19 protein-coding genes and 1 pseudogene are annotated in these 21243 nt (G+C 64.1%); 8 read left to right on the top strand and 12 right to left on the bottom strand.

Annotated elements, in window-relative coordinates; all coding sequences use genetic code 11:
- The first annotated feature begins 210 nt into the window (after positions 1-210).
- Positions 211-2526 (top strand): glucose/quinate/shikimate family membrane-bound PQQ-dependent dehydrogenase, encoded by a 2316-nt coding sequence (locus NKJ37_RS28640; RefSeq protein WP_352776023.1) that lies wholly within the window; start codon positions 211-213, stop codon positions 2524-2526.
- A gap of 135 nt (positions 2527-2661) precedes the next feature.
- On the opposite strand, the gene NKJ37_RS28635 is transcribed toward NKJ37_RS28640, so the two are convergent.
- On the bottom strand, positions 2662-3096 hold the full coding sequence (locus NKJ37_RS28635; protein WP_013530999.1) for a hypothetical protein: 435 nt from the start codon (positions 3094-3096) through the stop codon (positions 2662-2664).
- A 432-nt stretch (positions 3097-3528) separates the two neighbouring features.
- Here NKJ37_RS28635 and NKJ37_RS28630 point away from each other — a divergent pair.
- Positions 3529-4416 (top strand): annotated as a pseudogene (locus tag NKJ37_RS28630) (dienelactone hydrolase family protein).
- Positions 4417-4426: 10 nt separating this feature from the next.
- On the opposite strand, the gene NKJ37_RS28625 reads toward NKJ37_RS28630, so the two are convergent.
- Complete coding sequence (locus NKJ37_RS28625) at positions 4427-5335, bottom strand: EamA family transporter (RefSeq protein WP_352442260.1); 909 nt, start codon at positions 5333-5335, stop codon at positions 4427-4429.
- Between the two features lie 89 nt (positions 5336-5424).
- Here NKJ37_RS28625 and NKJ37_RS28620 point away from each other — a divergent pair, with 89 nt between their 5' ends.
- Positions 5425-5904, top strand: a complete 480-nt coding sequence (locus NKJ37_RS28620) for an Lrp/AsnC family transcriptional regulator (RefSeq protein WP_352442261.1) — start codon at positions 5425-5427, stop codon at positions 5902-5904.
- A 16-nt stretch (positions 5905-5920) separates the two neighbouring features.
- On the opposite strand, the gene NKJ37_RS28615 is transcribed toward NKJ37_RS28620, so the two are convergent.
- A complete protein-coding gene (locus NKJ37_RS28615; protein ID WP_013531006.1) occupies positions 5921-6118 on the bottom strand; it encodes a hypothetical protein in 198 nt (65 codons plus the stop codon).
- A 235-nt stretch (positions 6119-6353) separates the two neighbouring features.
- On the bottom strand, positions 6354-6833 hold the full coding sequence (locus NKJ37_RS28610) for a thioesterase family protein (protein WP_023813101.1): 480 nt from the start codon (positions 6831-6833) through the stop codon (positions 6354-6356).
- A gap of 102 nt (positions 6834-6935) precedes the next feature.
- On the opposite strand from NKJ37_RS28610, the gene NKJ37_RS28605 reads away from it, so the two are divergent.
- Complete coding sequence (locus tag NKJ37_RS28605) at positions 6936-8348, top strand: FAD-binding oxidoreductase (protein ID WP_352776019.1); 1413 nt, start codon at positions 6936-6938, stop codon at positions 8346-8348.
- A gap of 119 nt (positions 8349-8467) precedes the next feature.
- Positions 8468-8989, top strand: coding sequence for a hypothetical protein (locus tag NKJ37_RS28600; protein ID WP_352442263.1), 522 nt, complete (start codon positions 8468-8470; stop codon positions 8987-8989).
- Between the two features lie 30 nt (positions 8990-9019).
- Here NKJ37_RS28600 and NKJ37_RS28595 read toward each other — a convergent pair whose 3' ends face one another.
- The gene (locus NKJ37_RS28595; protein ID WP_352442264.1) at positions 9020-10006 is read right to left on the bottom strand and encodes a Dyp-type peroxidase; all 987 of its coding nucleotides are present in this window, start codon (positions 10004-10006) and stop codon (positions 9020-9022) included.
- A 131-nt stretch (positions 10007-10137) separates the two neighbouring features.
- On the opposite strand from NKJ37_RS28595, the gene NKJ37_RS28590 reads away from it, so the two are divergent.
- Positions 10138-14100 (top strand): AsmA family protein, encoded by a 3963-nt coding sequence (locus NKJ37_RS28590; protein ID WP_352442265.1) that lies wholly within the window; start codon positions 10138-10140, stop codon positions 14098-14100.
- A 34-nt stretch (positions 14101-14134) separates the two neighbouring features.
- Here NKJ37_RS28590 and NKJ37_RS28585 read toward each other — a convergent pair whose 3' ends face one another.
- The 3 genes from NKJ37_RS28585 to NKJ37_RS28575 form a co-directional block, all read right to left on the bottom strand.
- Positions 14135-15016 (bottom strand): RNA polymerase sigma factor, encoded by an 882-nt coding sequence (locus NKJ37_RS28585; RefSeq protein ID WP_128303531.1) that lies wholly within the window; start codon positions 15014-15016, stop codon positions 14135-14137.
- 16 nt (positions 15017-15032) lie between these two features.
- The gene (locus NKJ37_RS28580; protein ID WP_128303532.1) at positions 15033-15338 is read right to left on the bottom strand and encodes a hypothetical protein; all 306 of its coding nucleotides are present in this window, start codon (positions 15336-15338) and stop codon (positions 15033-15035) included.
- A 126-nt stretch (positions 15339-15464) separates the two neighbouring features.
- On the bottom strand, positions 15465-15902 hold the full coding sequence (locus NKJ37_RS28575; RefSeq protein WP_352442266.1) for a MarR family winged helix-turn-helix transcriptional regulator: 438 nt from the start codon (positions 15900-15902) through the stop codon (positions 15465-15467).
- Between the two features lie 156 nt (positions 15903-16058).
- Here NKJ37_RS28575 and NKJ37_RS28570 point away from each other — a divergent pair, with 156 nt between their 5' ends.
- Positions 16059-17861 (top strand): chloride channel protein, encoded by a 1803-nt coding sequence (locus NKJ37_RS28570; protein WP_023813095.1) that lies wholly within the window; start codon positions 16059-16061, stop codon positions 17859-17861.
- On the opposite strand, the gene NKJ37_RS28565 is transcribed toward NKJ37_RS28570, so the two are convergent.
- The 4 genes from NKJ37_RS28565 to NKJ37_RS28550 form a co-directional block, all read right to left on the bottom strand.
- A complete protein-coding gene (locus NKJ37_RS28565; protein ID WP_128306086.1) occupies positions 17858-18082 on the bottom strand; it encodes a ribbon-helix-helix domain-containing protein in 225 nt (74 codons plus the stop codon). The genes NKJ37_RS28570 and NKJ37_RS28565 overlap by 4 nt on opposite strands.
- Positions 18083-18092: 10 nt before the next feature.
- Entirely contained in the window at positions 18093-18290 is a 198-nt protein-coding gene (locus NKJ37_RS28560; RefSeq protein ID WP_127260259.1) for a DUF4169 family protein, read from the bottom strand.
- Between the two features lie 16 nt (positions 18291-18306).
- Positions 18307-18849 (bottom strand): SspB family protein, encoded by a 543-nt coding sequence (locus tag NKJ37_RS28555; protein ID WP_128306087.1) that lies wholly within the window; start codon positions 18847-18849, stop codon positions 18307-18309.
- Between the two features lie 118 nt (positions 18850-18967).
- On the bottom strand, positions 18968-19657 hold the full coding sequence (locus NKJ37_RS28550) for a TetR/AcrR family transcriptional regulator (protein ID WP_128306088.1): 690 nt from the start codon (positions 19655-19657) through the stop codon (positions 18968-18970).
- A gap of 188 nt (positions 19658-19845) precedes the next feature.
- Between NKJ37_RS28550 and NKJ37_RS28545 the strand changes: the two genes are divergently transcribed.
- Positions 19846-21051, top strand: coding sequence for a multidrug effflux MFS transporter (locus NKJ37_RS28545; RefSeq protein ID WP_352776014.1), 1206 nt, complete (start codon positions 19846-19848; stop codon positions 21049-21051).
- Positions 21052-21243 lie beyond the last annotated feature (192 nt).

Genomic DNA, 21243 nt, shown 5'->3' with positions numbered 1-21243 from the left:
CTACGTTTTGTTCCGCTAAAGTGCCCGATTGCTGCCCCGCGCTCCCACTGCGGTCGATGTTATTCCAATTGCGATGGACCATTACCGCCTGCGCTTGAGGCCCGTGCTTGACAGGCGGGACCGTCAGGAGAAAGTTGTGCTTCGGGCAGCGACGCAATGCCGGGTTGCCATGGCCGCGCCGCGAAGCGCAACAGTCGAAGGAGTATCATCTTGGCTGTCACCATCACATCCCTCATTCTTTTCCTCATCGGCCTGGCACTCGGCGGCGGCGGCATCCGCCTGGCGATGCTGGGCGGCAGCTGGTACTATGTCGTTGCCGGCCTTGCCTTCCTGATCGCCGCCTGGCTGCTCTACCGGCGCCGGTCCACCGCACTGTGGCTCTACGCGGTGATCGTGCTCGGCACGTTGGCCTGGGCGGTCTGGGAAACCGGCTTCGACTGGTGGGAACTTGGACCGCGCGGCGGCATCATCGTGCTTCTCGCTTTGTGGCTGCTGACGCCGTGGGCGAGGCGGGGTCTTGTCGGCCCTGACGCACGCGCGCCGCTGATCCTTGCCGTGCTGGCCTCGCTGGCCGTCGCCGGTTATTCGATGACTTCAGATCCGAAGGACATTGCCGGCGAACTTGGCACTGACAAGGTGGTCGCCAACGCCAATCTTGGCAATGATGTGCCGGCCGGCGAGTGGCACTATTACGGACGTACGCAGTTCGGCCAGCGCTATTCGCCGCTCGACCAGATCACACCGGACAATGTCGCCAAGCTGCAGCCTGCCTGGACCTACCAGACCGGCGACGTGAAGGGTCCGGACGATGTCGGCGAGACCACCTATCAGGTGACGCCGCTGAAGATCGGCGACACGCTCTACATCTGCACGCCGCACAATTTCGCCATCGCCATCGATGCCGCGAGCGGCAAGGAGAAATGGCGCTTCGATCCCAAGGTCAAGCTCGACAAGGACCGCCAGCACCAGACCTGCCGCGGCGTGGCCTATTATGCCGATGCCGCCGGCGCCGCCGGGCAGCCCTGTGCGACCCGCGTCTACCTGCCGACCTCGGACGCGCGGCTGATCGCGCTCGACGCCGCCAACGGGCAGGTCTGCCCGGCTTTCGCCGAGGGCGGCACGCTGAACCTTCTGACCAACATGCCCTATCCGAAGTCGGGCTATTACTACTCGACCTCGGCCCCGCTGATATCAGGCGGCAAGATCATTGTCGGCGGCGCGGTCAACGACAATTATTCGACGCAGGAGCCGTCCGGTGTCATCCGCGCCTACGACGCTGCCACCGGCGCGCTGGTGTGGAACTGGGATTCCGGCAATCCGGACCAGACGACGCCGCTGCCGGCCGGCCAGACCTATACCGCCAACTCGCCCAACATGTGGTCGACGCCGAGCGCCGACGAGAAGCTCGGCCTGCTCTACGTGCCGCTCGGCAACCAGACGCCGGACCAGCTCGGCGCCGGGCGCAGTTCCAATGTCGAGAAGTTCTCGTCGTCGATCACCGCGCTCGACCTCAACACCGGTCAGGTGCGATGGGTGCGGCAGACCGTGCACCACGATCTCTGGGACATGGACGTACCGGCACAGCCGAGCCTGATCGACATCACCAAACCCGACGGCACGGTGGTGCCGGCGCTGGTCGGACCGACCAAGCAGGGCGACCTCTATGTGCTCGACCGCCGCACCGGCGAGCCGGTCATTGCGGTCAACGAAGTGCCGGCGCCGGGCGGCGCGATCGAAGGCGACCACACATCGCCGACGCAGCCGGTCTCCGATCTCACCTTCATGCCGAAGCCGCTCACCGGCGCCGACATGTGGGGCCTAACCATGTTCGACCAGTTGGCCTGCCGGATCGAATTCCAGGGCCTGCGCTATGAGGGTCGCTATACGCCGCCTTCCGTCCAGGGGTCGCTGATCTACCCCGGCAACTTCGGCACCTTCAACTGGGGCGGCGTCGCCGTCGATCCGGTCCGGCAGGTGCTGTTCGGCATGCCGACCTACCTGGCGTTCAAATCGCAGTTGATCCCGCGCGATCAGGTGCCGCCGCCGGACGAAGGGCGCGGCAGCGAGCAGGGGCTGAACCGCAACGAGGGCGCGCCCTATGCGGTGGTGATGGGACCGTTCCTGTCGCCGCTCGGCATTCCTTGCCAGGCGCCGCCCTGGGGCTATGTCGCCGGCGCCGATCTCAGGACCGGCAAGATCGCCTACAAGCACCGCAACGGCACCGTCTACGATATGACGCCGCTGCCGCTGCCGCTGAAAGTCGGGGTGCCGGGCATCGGCGGGCCGATGATCACGGCTGGCGGCGTCGCCTTCCTGGGGGCCGCGGTCGACGACTATCTGCGCGCCTATGACCTGACATCGGGCAAGCAGCTGTGGCAGGCCAGGCTGCCGGCCGGCGGGCAATCGACGCCGATGACCTATACGGTCGCCGACGGCCGCCAGTTCGTGGTCATCGTCGCCGGCGGCCACGGTTCGGTCGGCACCAAGCCCGGGGATTATGTTATGGCCTACGCGCTGCCGAAGTAGGCGACAGGGTAACGCGATCTTTCAGAGGTCGCGCCGCCCCTCATCTGTGCCGGTGTCTTTCCCCGTATAGTGACGGGGAGAAGTGCCCGACTGGGCGATGAGGGGCGGCAAATCTTCCGATCGACCCGTTGTCGATCAGCCAATCCCTAGATGACCCTTCAGGCTGGGCACCGAGCCGAGCACCTTGTTGGTCAGGTCGGGGCCGGCGGCGGCTTCGGCCTGCTGGATCAGCGTTGCACCGGCCTTCTGGATTTGCGCCATATCGAGCCCGGATGCTTTGAGCGCGGCGATGCCGTTGATCAGCGCGCCGGCCTTCTCGCCGAGAACGCCGCCAAGCGCGCCCTGCAACGACGACAGAAAACCGCCACCGCCGGCCGGAGCGGCGGCCATGACGTCATATTGATGGGCGAGGTCGTCGGCGCCGGGGATCTTGGCGAAGAACGCCGAGGCGCTTGTGCCTTCCGCCTCGTGTTCGAGCACCGAGAAAATGGTGCCGACGACTTTCTCCGTCGTCGCCTGGTCGAGGCCGGCCTTCTGCGAAACGGTGTTGACGATGTCCTGGACGTTCATAGCGTCACCTCAACCCTGGGTTTTCGTGTTGCGGTTCCGCTCAGCGCGGACCCTGATCAACGATCGTCTGCCTGCGTTCAGAACCATCGAGCACAGGGCCAAAGCGACGGCCGCCGCAAGGACGAGCGCGCTGGCGAGGATCGGGGAAGGCATGGTCATGGTCATCGCTTCCTTCTGGGTTTGACGTGTAGGCACGCGGTCAAGATACCGTCGATAGCCACCTTCCCTCACGATTGTGGCAGCGCCAGCAGGATTTATCGCCAATGACCAAAAAGTGATGACACGGCCGCGCATGGCACCGGCTTTACTGCCGGGACGCGGCCGGCGGCATACCCTGAAGCGGTCGACGGCCGCGATGAGTGGTCGACTGGACCATGCCGGCTTGGTCCCTATGTAGCTGGCAATTAAAGCCCGAAGCAGAGGACCCGATCCATGACGAAACCCGACGCCAAGCCCGCCATCACCCAGGCGATGATCGACGCCTATGACGAATATACGCATCTGACGCTCGATCGCCGCCGGTTCATGGAGCAGTTGACCCGGCTTGCCGGATCGGGTGCGGCGGCCGCCGCGATCGCCCCGCTTCTGGCGGCAAATTCGGCGCAAGCGGCTGTTGTCGCCGACAACGATCCGCGGGTGAAGGGCGAGGACATCAGCTATCCCGGCGGCAGCGGCGAAATGAAGGGCTATCTGGTCAAGCCGGTGGACAAGGCGGGCAAGCTCGGCCCGGTGATCGTCGTGCATGAGAACAGGGGGCTCAACCCGCATATCCGCGATGTGACGCGACGCGTGGCGCTGGAGGGGTTCGTGGCGCTGGCGCCGGATTTTCTGTCGCCGCTCGGCGGAACGCCAACCGATGAAGACAAGGCGCGCGACATGTTCGCCAAGCTCGATCCGGCGCAGACCATCGCCGACGGTGTTGCGACCGTCGCTTTCCTCAAGAGCGACAAGGACGGCAACGGCAAGGTCGGCGCCATCGGCTTCTGCTGGGGTGGCGGCACGGTCAACATGCTGGCCATCAACGCCCCCGATCTCAGTGCCGGCGTTGCCTATTACGGCATGCAGCCGAAGGCCGCCGATATGTCCAAGATCAAGGCGGCCTTGCTGCTGCACTAGGGCGGACTGGACGAGCGCATCAATGCCGGCATCGACGCCTTCAAGAAGGAACTCGACGCGGCGCATGTCGAATACACGGTCTATGTCTATGAAGGCGCCAACCATGCCTTCAACAACGACACGTCGGCAGCGCGCTACGACAAGAAGGCGGCCGACCTGGCCTGGGGCAGAACGATCGCCTTCCTCAAGCAGAAATTGGCGTAGGGGCACCCGTCTAATCCGTGTTCGCCGGCTTGTGGAAGGCGACGCCGGCGACCACCAGCGCAATGCCGAGGCAGTCGGCAAAACTTGGAATCTGGCGCAGCACGACGACGCCGATCAGCGTAGCGGTGACGGGCAGCAGCGACAGCATCAGCGCGAAGCTCGCGCGTGGCAGCCGCGACATGGCGAGCTGGTCGCAGATGTAGGGGATAACCGACGAGCAGATGCCGACGCCGATGGCGGCGAGCAGCAGCAATGGTGAGAAAAAGGCGGGCAGCGCATCGGTGAAGCCAATCGGCAGCACGACCACGAAAGCGATCGCCATGGCGGCACCCAGGCCGGCAATGCCGCTGCCTGCGCCTGACGCGGCGACGCGGTGGCCGAGCACGATGTAGCCGACAAACAGCGCGCCGTTGAGGAAGGCCCAGAACAGCCCGATGGGATCATCGGACCATTTGACGTCGATGAGCAGCAAGGTGCCGGTCACCGCGACGGCAAGGGCGGCAAGATTGCGCGGGCTCCTGAGGCCGACCACCGCGACGCCGATGGTGCCGACGAATTCGATCGCCGCCACCAGCGAGATCGGTAGGCGGTCGAGCGCCAGGTAGAACGAACAGTTCATCACCGCCAGACAGGCGCCGAAGGCCAGCAACAGCAGCCTTGTCGAGAGATCGGCGCGGGCGAGGCTTCGCCATGGGCGGGTCAGTGGTGCGAAGATGAGTGCTGCCGTGGCGATGCGCAGCCACGCCATGCCGAGCACGCCGACATGCGGGAAAAGCAGCACGGCGAAAGCCGGCCCGAGATAGTGGAAGACGGCGCTGACGCCGAACCAGACATGCGGCGGCAATTTTTCCGTCAGCCTGCCGAGGGTGGGATTGCCGGGGGCAGGGTCTGCTGTAAGAGCTTGCGTTTGATCATCCATCGGATCAGTATCGCAGGCATATTTGCCGGTTTATATGAGTGATGATGGGCTCGTCTGGGGAGAGTTCTCTCGGAAGCAAGGAATTTCCTATGAAACGCCTTCGAACTGAAAGTGCCGATCTCGATGCCGCCGACATGAAGATCCTGCGTCTGCTGGAAAAGGACGCGCGCACCAGCACGGCGGAGCTGGCACGCTCGGTCGGCCTGTCGGCGCCGAGCGTGGCAGAGCGCATCAAGCGGCTGCAGGAAAGTGGCGTCATCGAGGCCTATTCGGTCAGGATCAACCCGGCGGCACTCGGCCTGCCGCTGTCGGCATGGCTGCGCATCCGGCCGGTGCCGGGGCAACTGGCCGTCGTGGCCGAGATCATCCGCGAACTGCCGGAGATCGTGCAATGCGATCGCGTGACCGGAGAGGATTGTTTCGTCGCGCTGGCGCATGTCGGCTCGGTGGCCGACCTCGAGCGGGTGATCGACCGCATCATTCCTTATGCGATGACCAATACGGCGATCATCCAGTCGTCGCCGGTGGTGGCGCGCTCGGCCCTGGCGGCGTTGAGGCGCCAGGCTTGACGTACAGGGAGAGGACCTATGCGTGGCCGCGCTTCATGCGCGCCTGCTTCAGGATGGCGCGCCAGCGGATCATGTCGAACGGGATCGGCTCGTTGTTGTTGGCGATGTGGAAGATCTCGTTGTTGACGTTCTTGAGCGAGCGCCAGAAATCATAGTCGGTGATGCGCGGATCGGCAGCCAGCCTGTCCACCTCGACCTTGATGTCGGTTTTCATGCACTTTCCTCGAACCGGCGCCGCGCCGCCCGTGTCGCTACCTCGATGCGGATCGTTTTCGACCGACCCGCTGAGTCGCGCAACGGCTCAAATGGCTTGTTCCCGTTAAAACCTTGGTAAGGTTAACGTGGGCGCCGCGCTGCTTCAAGCACTGCTGCCGGCCGATGGGAGGGTTCTGCGATTTTAGATTGCCGGTGTGGCTTTGAAGCAGGAAACGAGACGTGTCGGCTTCCCCCTATTTGCGTTTGATGCCGATCGAGCGGCCGGCCCGTTCCGGCATCGGCAGTGCCGAATGGGCGGCGCGCATGGCTTCGACCCTGGCCAGCACATCGGCGGGGAAGGGCGCCACCTTCGGCCCGGACATGTCGACATGCAGCGACAGCGATTCGGACGTCGCGGCCAGCCAGCCGTCGACATGGCGGATTTCCTGATAGGCCCGCAGCCGCTTGTCGTCGTGGTCGATGAGCTGGAATGAGACCGTGACCTTATGCTCGAGGTGCAGCTCCTGCACGTAGCAGACATGGACTTCGGCCGTGTAGATGGTGAGGCGACGATCCCTGGCATAGTTCGGTCCCATGCCCATTGCCTCGAAGGCATCGTCCGAGCAGCGGTCGAACAGCACGTTGTAATAGGCCATGTTGAGATGGCCGTTGTAGTCGATCCAGTCCTTCTCGATGTCCATGGGTTTTGAGACGAAGGGAGTGGGGATGGGCATCGAAACTTCCTTGTTCTGGTGCTGGACAGAGCGTGGCTCCGGAGACTACGCATCCATAGACGCATAACAAGCGTGGACGCTGGTCCATTCGCGGAGGAATTCATGGCTCTGAGCGACCTCAACCCGGTCGAACGCAACGAGGAGGGCATCGCCGCTGTGCTCGGCATCCTCAAGCAGCAGCTTGGCGAGCGATTCCAGACCGGCCAAGCCATCCGCTCGCAGCACGCGCACACCACCACCTATATTCCGACGCAGGCGCCGGACGGCGTCGCGTTTCCCGAGACGGCCGCCGAGGTGCAGGAGATCGTGCGGGCCTGTGCCGCGCACCGCGTGCCGGTGATCGCCTTCGGCGTCGGCTCCTCGCTGGAGGGTCACACCAACGCACCGGGCGGCGGCATATCGGTCGACACGTCGCGCATGAACCGCATCCTGGCGGTCAATCCGCAGGACCTCGACTGTACGGTCGAACCCGGCGTCACCCGCGAGGACCTTAATCGGCATCTGCGCGACACCGGCCTGTTCTTTCCGATCGATCCGGGCGCCAATGCCTCGCTCGGCGGCATGGCGGCGACGCGGGCGTCCGGCACCAATGCCGTGCGCTACGGCACGATGCGCGAGAACGTGCTGTCGCTGACCGCCGTGATGGCCGACGGCGAGACGGTGACGACCGGCAAGCGCGCGAAAAAGAGCTCGGCCGGCTATGATCTGACGCGGCTGCTGGTCGGCTCGGAAGGCACGCTCGGCATCATCACCTCGCTGACCTTGAAGCTGCAAGGCATCCCGCAGGCGATCTCTGGCGGCGTCTGCCCGTTTCCGAGCGTCGAGGCGGCCTGCAACGCGGTCATCGCGACGATCCAGATGGGCATCCCGGTGGCGCGCATCGAACTGGTCAACGCGCTGCAGATGCGGGCGATGAAGAACTATTCGAAGCTCGACTATCCCGAAAGCCCGTGCCTGTTCGTCGAGTTTCACGGCAGCGATGCCGGCGTTGCCGAACAGGCCGAGACCTTTGGCATGATCGCGGAAGAGAATGGCGGCGGGCCGTTCCTGTGGACCAGCGTCGCCGAGGAGCGCACCAAACTGTGGAAGGCTAGGCATGACGCCTACTGGTCGTCGCTGACGCTACGGCCAGGCGCCAAGGGGCTGTCGACCGATGTCTGCGTGCCGATCTCGCGCTTTGCCGAATGCGTCATGGAGACCGAAGCCGACATTGTCGAGATGGGCCTGATCGCGCCGATCGTCGGTCATGCGGGCGACGGCAATTTTCACGTTCTGGTGCTGATGGATGTGAATGATCCGAAGGAGATCGCACTGTCGGAAAAGTTCGTCGCGCGGCTCAACATGCGGGCGATCGCCATGGACGGCACCTGCACCGGCGAGCACGGCATCGGCCAGGGCAAGATCGGCTTCCTGCGCCACGAGCTCGGCCACGGCGTCGACATCATGCGCACGATCAAGCAGGCGCTGGATCCGCTCGATATCATGAACCCGGGCAAGATATTGCCGGGGGACTAGGCGAGTCCTCCAGCGCAAGGCCGCAGGCGGCTCCTCTTGACCATGCGACCATTCGGGCCGAGACTTCGCCGAGCAGCGAGGCCTGAAACAGACAGGCGTGCCAGCGGAGGAGAAGCGTCATGGCGATTTCACGCAAGGAAGAGGCGCGGGCGCTGAGCGCCGACGAACAGGAATTGGTGGAGAAATCGCACCATCCTTCGGTGCAGGAGCTTTCCGACGCCGATCTTGCCGGTCTGGTCAAGCTGTTGCGGGACCGGCGCGACAAGGCGCAGACCGAGGCGCATCGGCGCCGCCGCGAAATGCGGGGCAAGGGAGCGCCGAAAGGTGCTGCGCCCTCAAAATCCGATGGCGGTTCGCAGGTAAAGCTGGCGGTGCTGGCCATGGCGATGCGGCGGCTGAATGGCGAGGCCGAGCGGCGCCGGCAACTGGCGGCCAGCGTTTCGCTGGTTGGGAATGCGCGCAAGGTGCTGGCCATGAAGCAAAATGCGCCGGCGGACGGTCCCGCGCTCAATTCGCGGACGGCTCACAAGGGCATGCGCGCCGTGGCTAGCAAGCGGGCGCCGAAGCTGGTCCGGCCGGCGGAACTCGGCCGGCAGCGCAAGGCGGGCAAGGTGGCACAAGCGAAGCGCGACGCACGCTGATCTTCGCCGATAGAGGCCGTCAGCCGTTCTTTACCGGGCGGCGGGAAGCTTCTCCTGCGCGCCCTCGACAAGCGCCTGCAGCATGGGGCGGGTTGGCGCGAAGAACGGTGTGCCGGTCTGCGGCGTCGAGAAATCGAGCAGGCGGTCGTAGGCGCCCGGCGGGTCGCCGATATACATGCGCTGCAGCATTTTTTCGATGACCCAAAGATATCTGGAATAGCCGATGAAGTAGGTCCCGAACTCGTTTTGTCCGGGCCTGCCGAACGGCATGTTGTCGCGCAATATGTCGTACTCGTTGCCATCGGCATCCTCGATGGTGGCCAGCGACTTGTGTGATTTGCGCGGCGCGTCGTCATCGTCGATTTCGATGTTGTCGATCTTGGTGCGGCCGATGATCGCTTCCTGCTCGGGCGTCGGAATGCGCGCCCAGGCCTGCATGTCGTGCAGATATTTCTGGACGACGACATAGCTGCCGCCAGCGAAGTCGGCGTCTTCATCGCCGACGAGCGCAGAGGCGGGCAAATCGAGGCCGGTCGGGTTGGCGGTGCCGTCGATGAAGCCGAGCAGGTCGCGCGCATCGAAATAGCGAAAGCCGGAAACCTCGTCGACGACGCTCACGCCGTCGCCGAGATTGTCGAGCAGAATGCGCTCGAACTCGAAGCACATGTCGGGGCGTTCGGAGCGGATGTGGAAGAGAAGATCGCCAGCGGTCGAGGGCGCCGAATGAACGGATCCCTTGATCGGCGCAAACGGTTTCAGTTCCAGCGGCCGCCGATCTGGAGAAAGACGATCCCAGAGATCGCGGCCGATGCCGGCAATGCACGAAAGCCGCCCGGAAAGATCGCGGAACCCGACGGTTTTGACGAGATCGTCGAGCCCACCAAGCACGGAGGCCACCTTGGCGAGCGCGGTCTGCTCGCCGGCGACGGTGACGACAAGAAAGACCGCCGAAAGCGACAGCGGAGCGTCGACGCTTTGCGCGTCGATCGGCACGCGATCCCAGTTCTTCCCAGACATCCGAATTCTCCGCTTTGCGAGGATTTGTTTCAGATCATCCGGGATCGCGCAACACTGGATGAATTGCCTCTTTATCGACACGCGGATGCGGGTAGAGTGCGGCAGAATTTCAATCAACCCATTCGGAGCTGATGCTCGCACGCCTGTTCGTGATCTTTGGTGGCCTGTTCGTGCTGGTGCTATGTGCGGCGCTGGTGGTGCCGTATTTTGTCGACTGGACAGGCTACCGCGCCCAATTCGAGCGCGAGGCGAGCGCCATTCTCGGCCGCAAGGTGACTGTGCAGGGCGACGCCACGGCAAGGTTGTTGCCGTTCCCCTCGGTGACCTTCTCGAATGTCGCTGTCGCCGGCGGCCCCAATGGCCAGCCGGCCATGACCGTCGAGACGTTTTCGATGGATGCGGAACTGGCGCCCTTCCTGCGTGGCGAAGTGCTGATCTTCGACATGCGGCTGGTGCGGCCGAAAGCGACCATCGACATCGCCAACAATGGCACGGTCGACTGGGCGATGCGGCCGTCCTCGCCCTTCGACCTCAACCAGATCTCGATCGAGAAGCTGACGGTGACGGAAGGGCAGATCGAACTGCGCCATGCCGCCGGCGGGCGCAGCCATCTGTTTTCCGAGATCAATTCAACTATCTCGGCCAAATCGCTGGCCGGGCCATGGCGCATGGACGGCACGCTGCGGCTGGACGGGTTGCGCACCGCGGTCACCGCGTCCACCGGCAAGGCTGAAGGCAACGGGCAGATGCGGCTGCGGCTGAAGGCCGATCCGGACGCCTATCCGCTGGTCATCGAAGCCGACGGCAATGCTGGCATTGTCAATGGCGCTGCCGTCTATTCCGGCCAATTCAAAATCTCCGGTGCGGACAAGAACAGCGCCGAGCTGCGCAGCACCGACGGTGAGACGGTGAAGGTTTCCGCCGGCAAGCCCGATCCGGGCTTTCGGCTGAACGGCAAGTTTTCGCTCGACCACCAGAAGTTGGGCGTCGACGAATTCCGCTTCGAGACCGGGCCGCTCGACAACCCCTACACCGCCGATGGCAAGGCTTCTGTCGATCTCGGGCTGAAACCGAGTTTCGCCATCGAGGCCAATGGCGCGCAGGTGCAGTTCGACGAGGCGGTGGGCGCCGAGGCCGGCGCCGGCCTGACGCTGGACCAGCGCATCGCGGCGTTTGAGCAGGCGCTGCTCGACATGCCGAAGCCGACTATCCCCGGCACCGTCGAGGTCAAGCTGCCGGCGGTGGTGGCCGGCGACACCACGGTGCGCGACGTGCATCTTTCCGCCGAGCCGGTCGATGGCGGCTGGTCGGTGAAATCGCTTGCCGCGACCTTGCCCGGCCGCACCACGCTGGAAGCCGATGGCATGCTCGTGCTCAATTTGGAGGGTCATTTCGGCTTCAACGGCTCGCTGCTGCTGGCCGTGGCGCAACCCTCCGGCTTTGCCGCCTGGCTGTCGAAGGATGTCGACGAGGCGATCCGCCGTCTGCCTGCCGCCGGCTTCAAGGCCAAGGTCGACCTCTCGCAGAAGCGCCAGGCCTTCAGCGATCTCGAATTGATCCTGGGTAAGGCGAGGTTTTCCGGCCGCATCGATTCCAGCCAGCCCGACGATGCCAAGCCCTCAGTGCTGATGCGTCTCGAAGGGGGCGACCTCGATGTCGACGGGCTGGCGGCCTTCGCCTCGATCTTCGTCAGCGACAAGGGCGCCAATCGCTTTGCCGACCGCGACCTCGATTTCCAGATCAAGGCAGGGCCGGTCAACGCTGGCGGGTTGACCGCGGATACCGTCGACACGGCGCTCAGGCTGCGCGACGGGCTGCTCGAAATCGACCGGCTGTCGGTGGGCGGGCTGGCCGGCGCCTCGATCAGCGCCACCGGCAGGATCAAGGATTTCCCGGCGAGCCCGACCGGCAAGCTCGATGCGTCGGTGGTTGCCGTCGACCTGAAGCCGCTGGTCGACGTCGCCGCCCAGCACTATCCCGACAGTGCCGTGCTGAAAGGGCTGGCGAGCCGCGCCGCTGCCTATCCCGAGCTGTTCCAGGATGCGCGTGTCGACCTGGTGGCGAGTGCGGCCGACAATGGCGACGGCACCACCGGCCTGGCGGTGAGCGGACAAGGCAAGGCCGGCGGCTCGGCCTTTTCCGCATCGCTGTCGGGGAAGGGGGTGGTGGACAAGCTTCTCGAAGCGCCGGTGGCGCTTACCTTCAACGCCAAGAACCCTGACGCCACCGCGCTGCTGGCCCTTTACGGCCTGCCGGCGCTGCCGCTCGGCATGCTGGGCGAGGCAAGCACCGACATTCAGGCCAAGGGAACGCTGGGTGGCGGCCTGGCGACGAATTTCAGCCTTGCCGGCAACGACTTCAAGGCTGGTTTCGAAGGCACGATCGCCGATACGCCGCAGGGCTTCGCCGCCAAGGGCAAGCTCAGCCTCGATGCCGCCGACATCGAGCCATGGCTGATGACGTCAGGCATCGGTCTGCCCGGCATGGGGGCGGGCATGTCGACGTCGCTCGCCGCGCAGGGCGACTATGGCAACGGTCTGCTGGTGCTGGACGAACTCAGCGGCGCCATCAACGAAGCGGCGGTGTCCGGCGACGTCAATATCGATGTAAAGAACGGCGTGCCGCATCTGGCTGGGGCGCTGGCGCTCGACGAACTCGACCTCGATCCCATGGCGGTGGCGCTGTTCGGCGATTCCGCCTTTCTTGCCGACAAAGACGGGACCGACAAGGATGGGGCAGGCAAGGGTGGCGTGTGGCCGGCGACACCGTTCAGCCAGAAATCCAGCCTGCCTTTCACCGCCGACCTCGACCTGACCACGGCAGCACTTGCCGCCGGGCGGTTCGCCACGGCCTATGACGCCGCTTTTTCGCTCAAGCTCGACCAGGAAGGCATCCGCGTTTCGGATCTCAAGGCGAAATTGCTTGGCGGGGCGCTCAGCGGCCTGTTCGAGCTGAAGAACAATGACGGCACCGGGCTGTTCACTGGCCAGATGAAACTGGCGGGCGCCGATCTGGCGACCGTGCTGCCGGATGCCGGCATCAGCGGCATCGGCGACTTCTCGACAGCGCTGTCAAGCAGCGGCAAATCGGTCGAAGGGATGGTGGCCGCCTTATCAGGCTCCGGCACTGCGGCGTTGAAGGGCGTGAAAGTTGCTGGCGTCAATCCAGATGCGTTCAGTGCGTTCCTCGTCAAGGCGGATGCGATCGGGCGTGACATCGATGCGGCCAAGACTGCCGGCTTCGCGCCTGACATCGCCGCTGATGGCAGTCTAGCCGCCAAAGACACCGACATAGCCTTCACGGTTGCCGGCGGCACGCTGCGGGCGCCGCCGGTCAGCCTGGAAAATCCGGCGGCGACCTTGTCCGCCGACGTCACGGCGGATCTCAACGCGGCCACGGTGTCGGCCAAGGGTGCGATCACCTATCGGCCTGGCGACGAGGCGCTGGTCGGCTCCGAGCCGGTCGTGAATTTCACCGCCGAGGGGCCGTTCGGCGCGGTGAAACGAGAGTTCGACAGTGAGCCGCTGGCGCAGTTCCTGACCCAACGCGCGCTGGAAAAGGAACAGCAGCGCGTCGAGGCGATGCAGGCCGCGCTGCTCGAAAAGCAGCGGCTTCGGCGCGAGGTCCGCTACTACGCGGCGCTGCAGATCGAACGTGAGAACGCCGCCGAGGAATTGCGCAAGCAGGAGGAAGCAGCACGGCTGAAAGCCGAGGCCGACGCCAAGGCAAAGGCCGAAGCGGACGCGCAGGCGAAAGCCGAAGCCGACGCCAAAGCTCAGGCCGACGCGGAGGCGAAAGCCAAGGCCGACGCCGATGCCAAAGCCAAGGCGGATGCGGACGCCAAAGCCGCTGCCGAACAGCAGGCCGCCGACGAGGCGGCCAAGGCACAAGCCGAGCAGGCGCGGCAGAAGGCGGAAGAGGCGATGCGTATCGCTTCGCAGGAAAAGGCAAGGCTCGAGGCTGAACGCAAGGCCGCGCAGCAGGCTCCGAAGGTGGAGCGTGCGCCGCCACCGGAAGCCAATGACAATCCGCCGCCGGCCAAGCCGAAGTCCAATCCGTTCACGATCGACAATCTGCTGAAGTCGCTGCGGTAGGCAGTAGGGGAGGCCTTTCCGCCCCGAGACCGTTTCAAAGAACGAACAGTTCGGCACCGTCGGTGGTGTAGCGGGCGTGGCGAAAATCGCGGATGGCGGCAAGCCTGCCGTCCTGCCAGGCCAGCAGGATGAAATAGGTGGGGCGCCCTGTTGGGTCATTGGGATCGCGGACGAGGACTGCTGGCCTGTCTTCGACGAAGCCGAGCATAAGATGCCAATCCTGCACGCGGGAATAGTTGCTGAAGTAGGTGGCGACCTCCTTGCGGCCATTCAGCCGCGCCCTGGCCACCAGTTCCAGCCGCACCTCATCGGCCAGCATGTCGCGCACCGCATCGAAGTCGCGGGCGTTGAAGCGGTCGATGTAAGCGTCGAGCAGCAGACGTTGCGCGGCGCTCAGTCTCGGAACAGGACGGTCGTCCGGTTCGTCCGCAAGATTGCGCAGTCGGTGGCGGCCACGATGCAGCGCCGCCTTGATGGCGGGGATGCTGGTATCGAGCGTGGCGCTGATTTCCTGCAGCGAATAGCCCAGAACGTCCATCATGATGACGCTGCTTCGCTGCGTGACGGGAAGGCGCATGAAAGTGTGCAGGCTGGCCGCGGCGGCCTGACGATCGGCGGTGGGATTGGCCGGGTCGACGATCATATCCGGGTCCTCATCGGAAAAGGCCTTTTCGCGGGCTCGCCGGCGCAGAAAGTCGAGCGCAGCATTGTGGGCAATGCGAAACAGCCAGCCCTCCGGGTTGGCGATCGGGCCGGCATCCGGCAGCGCCTCGAACGCCTTGGCCAGGGCTTCCTGCAGCACGTCCTCGCCGTCGATGACCGAGCCGGCCATGCGGGCGCAGTAGCGGTGCAGTTTGGGACGCATTTCGCCGAACAGGCGGTCAAAAGGCTCGCGGATCTCGCCAGGAATGTTCATGCACCTCTGTTTGCCGTTACTGGTCCAGCATCCGGTAGTGGCCCACCACGGTCATTTCCTCGCGCTGCGGACGCTCGATCAAGCGATCCCTGATGCCGCTCTGGAAGGCCTCGAATGCCGCCAGCCCGGTGATGATGTCGGCATGGGCCTCGGTTTCCGTCTCGACCAGATGGACAAAGGTCCCGTCGTCGGACCGCCATGTCATGTAGCGAACACCTTCCGGCGACTTTTCCCGCAGCTCCTGGAACACGGCCTTGACCAGCCGTTCATTCTCATCGGTCCGTTCCGGTTTCGTCTTGTAGCGTATCAGGTGGCGTTTCATCGCGTTTTTTCCTCTTCGTGCCCTGCGCTTTGCGGGCCGCTTACGTCCGAGACGTTGTGGCGAAGCCAAAGGATTCGGGAGGCCGGGAAAATAGTTCGGTGCCGTTTTCGTGCAAGGTCTGGAGCCTTACGCATGGTCCCGATCGAGCAGCCGGCGCAGCATCGGTTCGATGCGTGAAAGCTCGTCGAGATGTGCCGCCGACAGCTCGGCCAGGCAATCGTCGGCGCGCTCGGTCAGTTGCAGCAGCACGCGGCGGTGGTCGTCCTTGTCCTGATTTCTGGCGACCAGCCCTGCTTCGCAAAGGCGGTTGACCAGTTCGACGGCGCTGTGGTGGCGGATGCGCAGGCGTTCCGCGAGATCGCCAACCGTCACCGGGCCGCCGCCGGGGAATCCCTTGATCGCCAGCAGCGCCTGATGCTGGCGCGGGGTCAGGCCGGCGTCTTCCGCCTGGACCTGGCTGAATTCGAGGAAGCGGCGGATCAGGTAGCGAAACTCCGATAGCCGCTGGTAATCGGCTTGGCTGATGGCGGGGCGTGATTTTTGTGGCTGCGACATATCAGACATGTGTTCGTTTTCCGGCGAAAGCTCAAACGGATTTCGGGCGAAACCGGCTTGAATATTTATATCGTGTTACGATACATATCCACCAACAAGCCCGGCTGGCCGCTTCGACCGTGCCGCATCTCAGACATACGGCGCGCCGCCAGGAAGCAAACTGCCATGAAGACCCCTCACTCGAACCCGGAGCATCTGCGCGATTTCACCACGGATGCCAGGGTGCTGTTCGTCGCCGCCATTGCCGTGGTGGTGGCGACAGCTGGACTGGTTGCCGGCATCGCGCTTTTGAAGCTGATCCGGCTGGCCACCAACATCGCCTATTTTGGCCAGTTCACGCTCGCCGATCTGAAGCTCGAGGACACGCCGCTGGGCTATGCCTCCGTCATCGTCCCTGTGATCGGTGCGCTGATCATCGGCCTGATGGCGCGCTTCGGCAGCGAGAAGATCCGCGGTCACGGCATTCCCGAAGCCATAGAGGCCATCCTGCTCGGGCGTTCCAGACTCGACGCCAAGGTGGCGATCCTGAAGCCGCTGTCGTCGGCGATCTCGATCGGCTCCGGCGGACCGTTCGGCGCCGAGGGCCCGATCATCATGACCGGCGGCGCGATCGGTTCGCTGATCGCGCAGATGCTGCCGGTCAGCGACAACGAACGCAAGACGCTGCTGGTGGCCGGTGCTGCGGCGGGCATGACCACGGTGTTCGGAACCCCGATCGCCGCCATCATGCTTGCGGTCGAACTGCTGCTTTTCGAATGGACTCCGCGCAGCTTCATCCCGGTGGCGGTCGCGGCTGTTATCGCCGAGGTGGAGCGCACCATGCTGCATCTGCCCGGACCGATCTTTCCGTTTCAGGGCGGCATGGAGGTGTCCTTTGTCGGCCTTGCCGGCTGGGTGGCGATCGGCGTTTGTGCAGGACTTTTGTCGGGGCTGCTGACGCAGATGGTCTATGCCTGCGAGGACGGTTTTCAGAAGCTGCCGATCCACTGGATGTGGTGGCCGATGCTTGGCGGACTGGTGGTCGGCATCGGCGGGCTGATCGAGCCGCACGCGCTCGGCGTCGGCTATGACAACATCACTGACATGCTGGACGGCCGCACCGTCGCGACGGCAGCACTCCTCCTGCTGGTGGTGAAGGCGATCATCTGGTCGGTAGCGCTCGGCTCGGGAACGTCGGGAGGTGTGCTGGCGCCGCTGTTGATCATGGGCGGGGCCATGGGCGCTGTGCTCGCCGGCGTTCTGCCTGCCGCGGATCCGGGTTTCTGGGCGCTGCTGGCGATGGCCGCCACCATGGGCGGCACGATGCGTGCGCCGCTGACCGCCACGTTCTTCGCCGTCGAACTGACCGGCAACACGCATATGCTGGTGCCGCTGATTGCTGCCTGCGCTGCGGCGCACGCCGTCACCGTGCTTCTGATGAAGCGATCGATCCTGACCGAAAAGATCGCCAGAAGGGGACATCATCTGGTTCGCGAATACCGCGTCGACCCTTTCGCCCTGACCAGGGTGCGCGAGGTGATGACGTCACAAGTCGAAAGCGTGCCGGCGACGATGACGCTGCATGGCGCGGCAGCGTTCCTGACAGCGCCGGAAACACGGCATCCGAGTTTCCCGGTGGTCGATGAGCGCGGCCATGTGCTGGGCCTCATCGATCCGCCGGCGATATTGCGCTGGAGACGCGCCGGCACGCACCGCACCACCACGCTTGGCGAACTGCTGGCCGGCAGCAAGGTGACGCTGGCCTATCCGGACGAATATCTCGAAGGCCTCTCCGACAAACTGCTGCTGGCCAACGTCTCTCATCTGCCCGTCGTCACTCGCGAAGGCTCGTTGCTGGTCGGCTATGTCGGCTGGAAGGATTTGATGCGCGTGCGGTCCAGGAAACAAGCCGAGGAGCGCGAGCGTTCGACCTTGCTTGGCTTCGGCACCAGACACACGAAAAAGAACGACGCCGTCGAAAGCCTTTAGATTCTCTCTGCGTGCTTCGCCCACTCCAGCACATAGAGCCTCAGCGCCGAGGACAGGTTGGTGTCGCGGGGCCGCGTCTCGTCGACTTCGGCGACAAGCGCAGCGAGCGTCAGCTCCCTGGTCGCCGCGATCGCGACGAGGTCCTCATAGAAGGGCTTTTCAAGCGAGTAGCTGGTGCGGTGACCACGAATGGTCACCGAGCGCTTTTCGACCGCGCTCACTGGTGACAGCTCACTGGTCGTCTTCGGCGCCGGATGGCTCGCGGCGGTGCCCAGCGACGAAATTTTCGGCCTTGTCGGCGACTATGCGGTCGCGTTGCTTCTCTGCCTTGGAGCGACCGTACAGTGCCCGGTTCTGTTCGGCGACGCGCACTTTCTCGTCCCGCGCCTTCTGCTTGCGAGCCTGGCGGAGATTGACGATGTCAGCCATGGCGTGAACCGCAGGCCTATTTCTTGCGGAAGGCGTCGAGCGAGACCACTTCGGCGCCCTTGGTGCTGGCGTCCGCCGCTGCGGGCTTCTTCTCCGCCTCGGCGGCAGCTGCCTTCTTCTCCGCCTTCGGCTTTTTCTCGGAGACGATGGTCAACGGCTCAGGCGAGGCTGGAGCGGCTGGTTCCTCGGCTGCCGCGCCATCCGTCTTGACGTCGAATTCGAGTTCGAAATTGACCGACGGATCATAGAAGCCGCGTACGGCCGAAAACGGGATTTCGAGCTTTTCCGGCACATCGGAGAAGGACAGGCCAACCTCGAAGCCGGTATCGGTCACCTTCAGGTCCCAATACTGGAACTGAATGACGATGGTCATCTGCTCGGGATAGCGCTCGCGCAGCCGCGAAGACACGCGTACGCCCGGCGCGCCGGTCAGGAAGGTGATGAAGAAGTGGTGGTTGCCGGGGAGGCCGGTGCGCGCGACCTCGGCCAGGACCTTGCGCATGACGCCGCGCAACGCCTCCTGGGCCAGAATGTCGTAGCGGATGTGGTCGTCGGCCATGTGGCGGTCGGGTTCCGTTGAATCGTCCGCATAGCTGTAATCAAGCTTGAGGGCGGCGTAAACCGCATATAGATCACCCTCGCGCGGAAGCGAAGACTATTGCCAGCGATTTGATCGCTCAGGCGCTGGCGAGCGCGCTTTGCTTTTCGGACGATGCCGCGGACCGGCGCTTGCCGAAGGCGCGCAGGAATGTGCGCACGCCATTGGTCGCGGATTGCAGCACCTCGTCCTCGCGCGGCGAGCCGCCAAGCATGAAGGTGGTCTGCAGTTCGGCATTGACGAGGCCAAGGAACTGGCGTGCCGCCACATCCGGGTCCTCGATCGTGAGATAGCCGCCATAGGCGAGGCGGGCCAAGCGGGCGGCGATTGCCGGCCATGTTCTGCCCGGTCCCTGTTCGCGCCATTCGGCAAACAGTTCGGGATAGCGCTCGCCTTCGGTCTGGATCAGCTTGCGCAGGAATTTTCCGTCGCGGTTGCAGATGCAATTCTGGTTCAAGCGCACGGCAAAGCCGATCAGATCGGCTTCGAGATCCTTGGGCTGGTCGGGGAAGGTGGCAATGGTGGCGAAGATGCCGGCATTGCAGCGTTCGGTGAGGTCGCGGACCACGGCGACGAACAGTTTCTGCTTGTCGCCATGATGGTTGTAGATCGTCTGGCGCGAAACGCCGGCTTCGGCCGCGATCAGATCGATGTTGGCGCCGGCGAAACCTTCGCGGCAAAACACGGCAGCCGCGGAATCGACGATCGAGAGGCGCTTGGCCTCATGGCCGCGTGGCGGGAAAATGTCAGGAGAAACGTGCAGCTTCATAAAAAACTATATAGAGGTGATTGACGATTTAGACAAGAGTGTCTAAATTTGTGGACACAAGATAAAGAGATTTCGCGTGAGAGAGACGAATAGAATTCGCTCTTGAGGTGTCGGAATCTCACGGGAGGGAACGTCCTAGGTTAGACGTCGCCTGGCGGCGGCAACCAGATTTGAAAGAAGCCTTTATCATGAGTCCCAAATTCCTCCGCATCGCGGTCGTGCTCGGCTTGTTGTCCGCCATCGGCCCGTTCGCCATCGACATGTATCTGCCCGCGCTGCCGTCGATCGGCGCGGATCTGCATGCCAGCACCGCTGCCGTGCAAATGAGCCTGTTGATCTTCTTCCTGTCGATGGGGTTTGGCCAGATCGCCGTCGGGCCGATTTCCGACATGGTCGGCCGCAAGCTGCCGCTTTATGGCGGTCTTGCGCTGTTCATGGTTGGCGGCATCGGTTCGGCAATGGCGCCGACCATCGAATGGCTGATCGCTTTCCGTTTCCTGCAAGGGCTTGGCGCCAGCGCCGGCATGGCCGTTCCGCGCGCCATCGTGCGCGACCTGCACACCGGTAATGAGGCCGCCAAGCTGATGTCCTTGCTGATGCTGGTGTTTTCGGTGTCGCCGATCCTGGCGCCGCTGACCGGCAGCGTGATCATCGAGAATTTCGGCTGGCGCGCCGTGTTCTGGACGGTGACGGGCGCGGCTCTGCTGGCCACCATCCTTCTGGCGACTTCGCTCAAGGAGACGCGACCGGTGGAAGATCGCGCCGGGTCCTCGTTCGGCACCGCGCTGTCGGCCTACCGCTTCCTGATGGGTGATCGCAACTTCCTCGGTCTGACGGCGATCGCCGGCTTCGGCATTGCCAGCTTCTTCGTCTATCTGTCGAGTTCGTCGTTCATCCTGATCGACCATTACGGGCTGTCGCCTTCGGTCTACAGCGTGTTCTTCTCGATCAACGCGGTGGCCTTCATCGGCATGTCGCAGATGACGGGGCTGCTGGCCGAGCGCTTCGGCCTGAGGCGCGTGGTGCGCATCGCGGTGACCGGCTATGCGACGACGATGGTGGTGCTGTTCGCGGTAATGGCGACAGGCATCGACCGGCTCGACGTGATGGCGGCACTGCTGTTCGTCGGCTACGGCTTCCTTGGCCTGGTCATTCCGACCACCTCGGTGCTGGCCATGGAAGAGCATGGCGAGATCGCCGGTACGGCGTCTGCTCTAATGGGCACGCTGCATTTCGCCATCGGCGCGCTCGCCATGGGTGTCGCCGGCGTGTTCTTCGACGGTACGCCGCTGCCGATGGTGGCCGGCATCACGCTGTGTGCGGTGATTTCCTTCACGCTGGCCAAGATCACGCTCGGCCGCTCGCGCGAGGTTGCCGAGGCACCGGCGGAATAAGCAACCAAACAAATGAAAAAGGCCGGGTTCATCCCTAATGCAGTTCACTTAGGCACCTTCAGTGTTCTGACAGGATATTTGGCTGGTAGCTTTTTGACGACACGGGAGCATGATCGCCCCCGTGTTTTTGGGAGGATGAGGTCTCCCAGCCGTTGTCTTAATCGGATGAGGTGTGCGGGTAGTTTTGCTGGC

The organism is Mesorhizobium sp. M0140 (genome assembly GCF_040322475.1).
Lineage (GTDB): Bacteria > Pseudomonadota > Alphaproteobacteria > Rhizobiales > Rhizobiaceae > Mesorhizobium.
Note: the sequence above shows the minus strand (reverse complement) of the source record. Positions and strands in the feature narration are given on the sequence as shown.

What these genes read in the sequence shown, in the direction of transcription:
- NKJ37_RS28570 (WP_023813095.1), top strand. Translation starts at nt 16,059, where the DNA reads ATGAAGACCCCTCACTCGAACCCGGAGCATCTGCGCGATTTCACCACG.
- NKJ37_RS28615 (WP_013531006.1), bottom strand. Translation starts at nt 6,118, where the DNA reads ATGAAAACCGACATCAAGGTCGAGGTGGACAGGCTGGCTGCCGATCCG.
- NKJ37_RS28625 (WP_352442260.1), bottom strand. Translation starts at nt 5,335, where the DNA reads ATGGATGATCAAACGCAAGCTCTTACAGCAGACCCTGCCCCCGGCAAT.
- NKJ37_RS28595 (WP_352442264.1), bottom strand. Translation starts at nt 10,006, where the DNA reads ATGTCTGGGAAGAACTGGGATCGCGTGCCGATCGACGCGCAAAGCGTC.
- NKJ37_RS28545 (WP_352776014.1), top strand. Translation starts at nt 19,846, where the DNA reads ATGAGTCCCAAATTCCTCCGCATCGCGGTCGTGCTCGGCTTGTTGTCC.
- NKJ37_RS28555 (WP_128306087.1), bottom strand. Translation starts at nt 18,849, where the DNA reads ATGGCCGACGACCACATCCGCTACGACATTCTGGCCCAGGAGGCGTTG.
- NKJ37_RS28605 (WP_352776019.1), top strand. Translation starts at nt 6,936, where the DNA reads ATGGCTCTGAGCGACCTCAACCCGGTCGAACGCAACGAGGAGGGCATC.
- NKJ37_RS28550 (WP_128306088.1), bottom strand. Translation starts at nt 19,657, where the DNA reads ATGAAGCTGCACGTTTCTCCTGACATTTTCCCGCCACGCGGCCATGAG.
- NKJ37_RS28590 (WP_352442265.1), top strand. Translation starts at nt 10,138, where the DNA reads ATGCTCGCACGCCTGTTCGTGATCTTTGGTGGCCTGTTCGTGCTGGTG.
- NKJ37_RS28580 (WP_128303532.1), bottom strand. Translation starts at nt 15,338, where the DNA reads ATGAAACGCCACCTGATACGCTACAAGACGAAACCGGAACGGACCGAT.
- NKJ37_RS28560 (WP_127260259.1), bottom strand. Translation starts at nt 18,290, where the DNA reads ATGGCTGACATCGTCAATCTCCGCCAGGCTCGCAAGCAGAAGGCGCGG.
- NKJ37_RS28585 (WP_128303531.1), bottom strand. Translation starts at nt 15,016, where the DNA reads ATGAACATTCCTGGCGAGATCCGCGAGCCTTTTGACCGCCTGTTCGGC.
- NKJ37_RS28620 (WP_352442261.1), top strand. Translation starts at nt 5,425, where the DNA reads ATGAAACGCCTTCGAACTGAAAGTGCCGATCTCGATGCCGCCGACATG.
- NKJ37_RS28635 (WP_013530999.1), bottom strand. Translation starts at nt 3,096, where the DNA reads ATGAACGTCCAGGACATCGTCAACACCGTTTCGCAGAAGGCCGGCCTC.
- NKJ37_RS28600 (WP_352442263.1), top strand. Translation starts at nt 8,468, where the DNA reads ATGGCGATTTCACGCAAGGAAGAGGCGCGGGCGCTGAGCGCCGACGAA.
- NKJ37_RS28575 (WP_352442266.1), bottom strand. Translation starts at nt 15,902, where the DNA reads ATGTCTGATATGTCGCAGCCACAAAAATCACGCCCCGCCATCAGCCAA.
- NKJ37_RS28610 (WP_023813101.1), bottom strand. Translation starts at nt 6,833, where the DNA reads ATGCCCATCCCCACTCCCTTCGTCTCAAAACCCATGGACATCGAGAAG.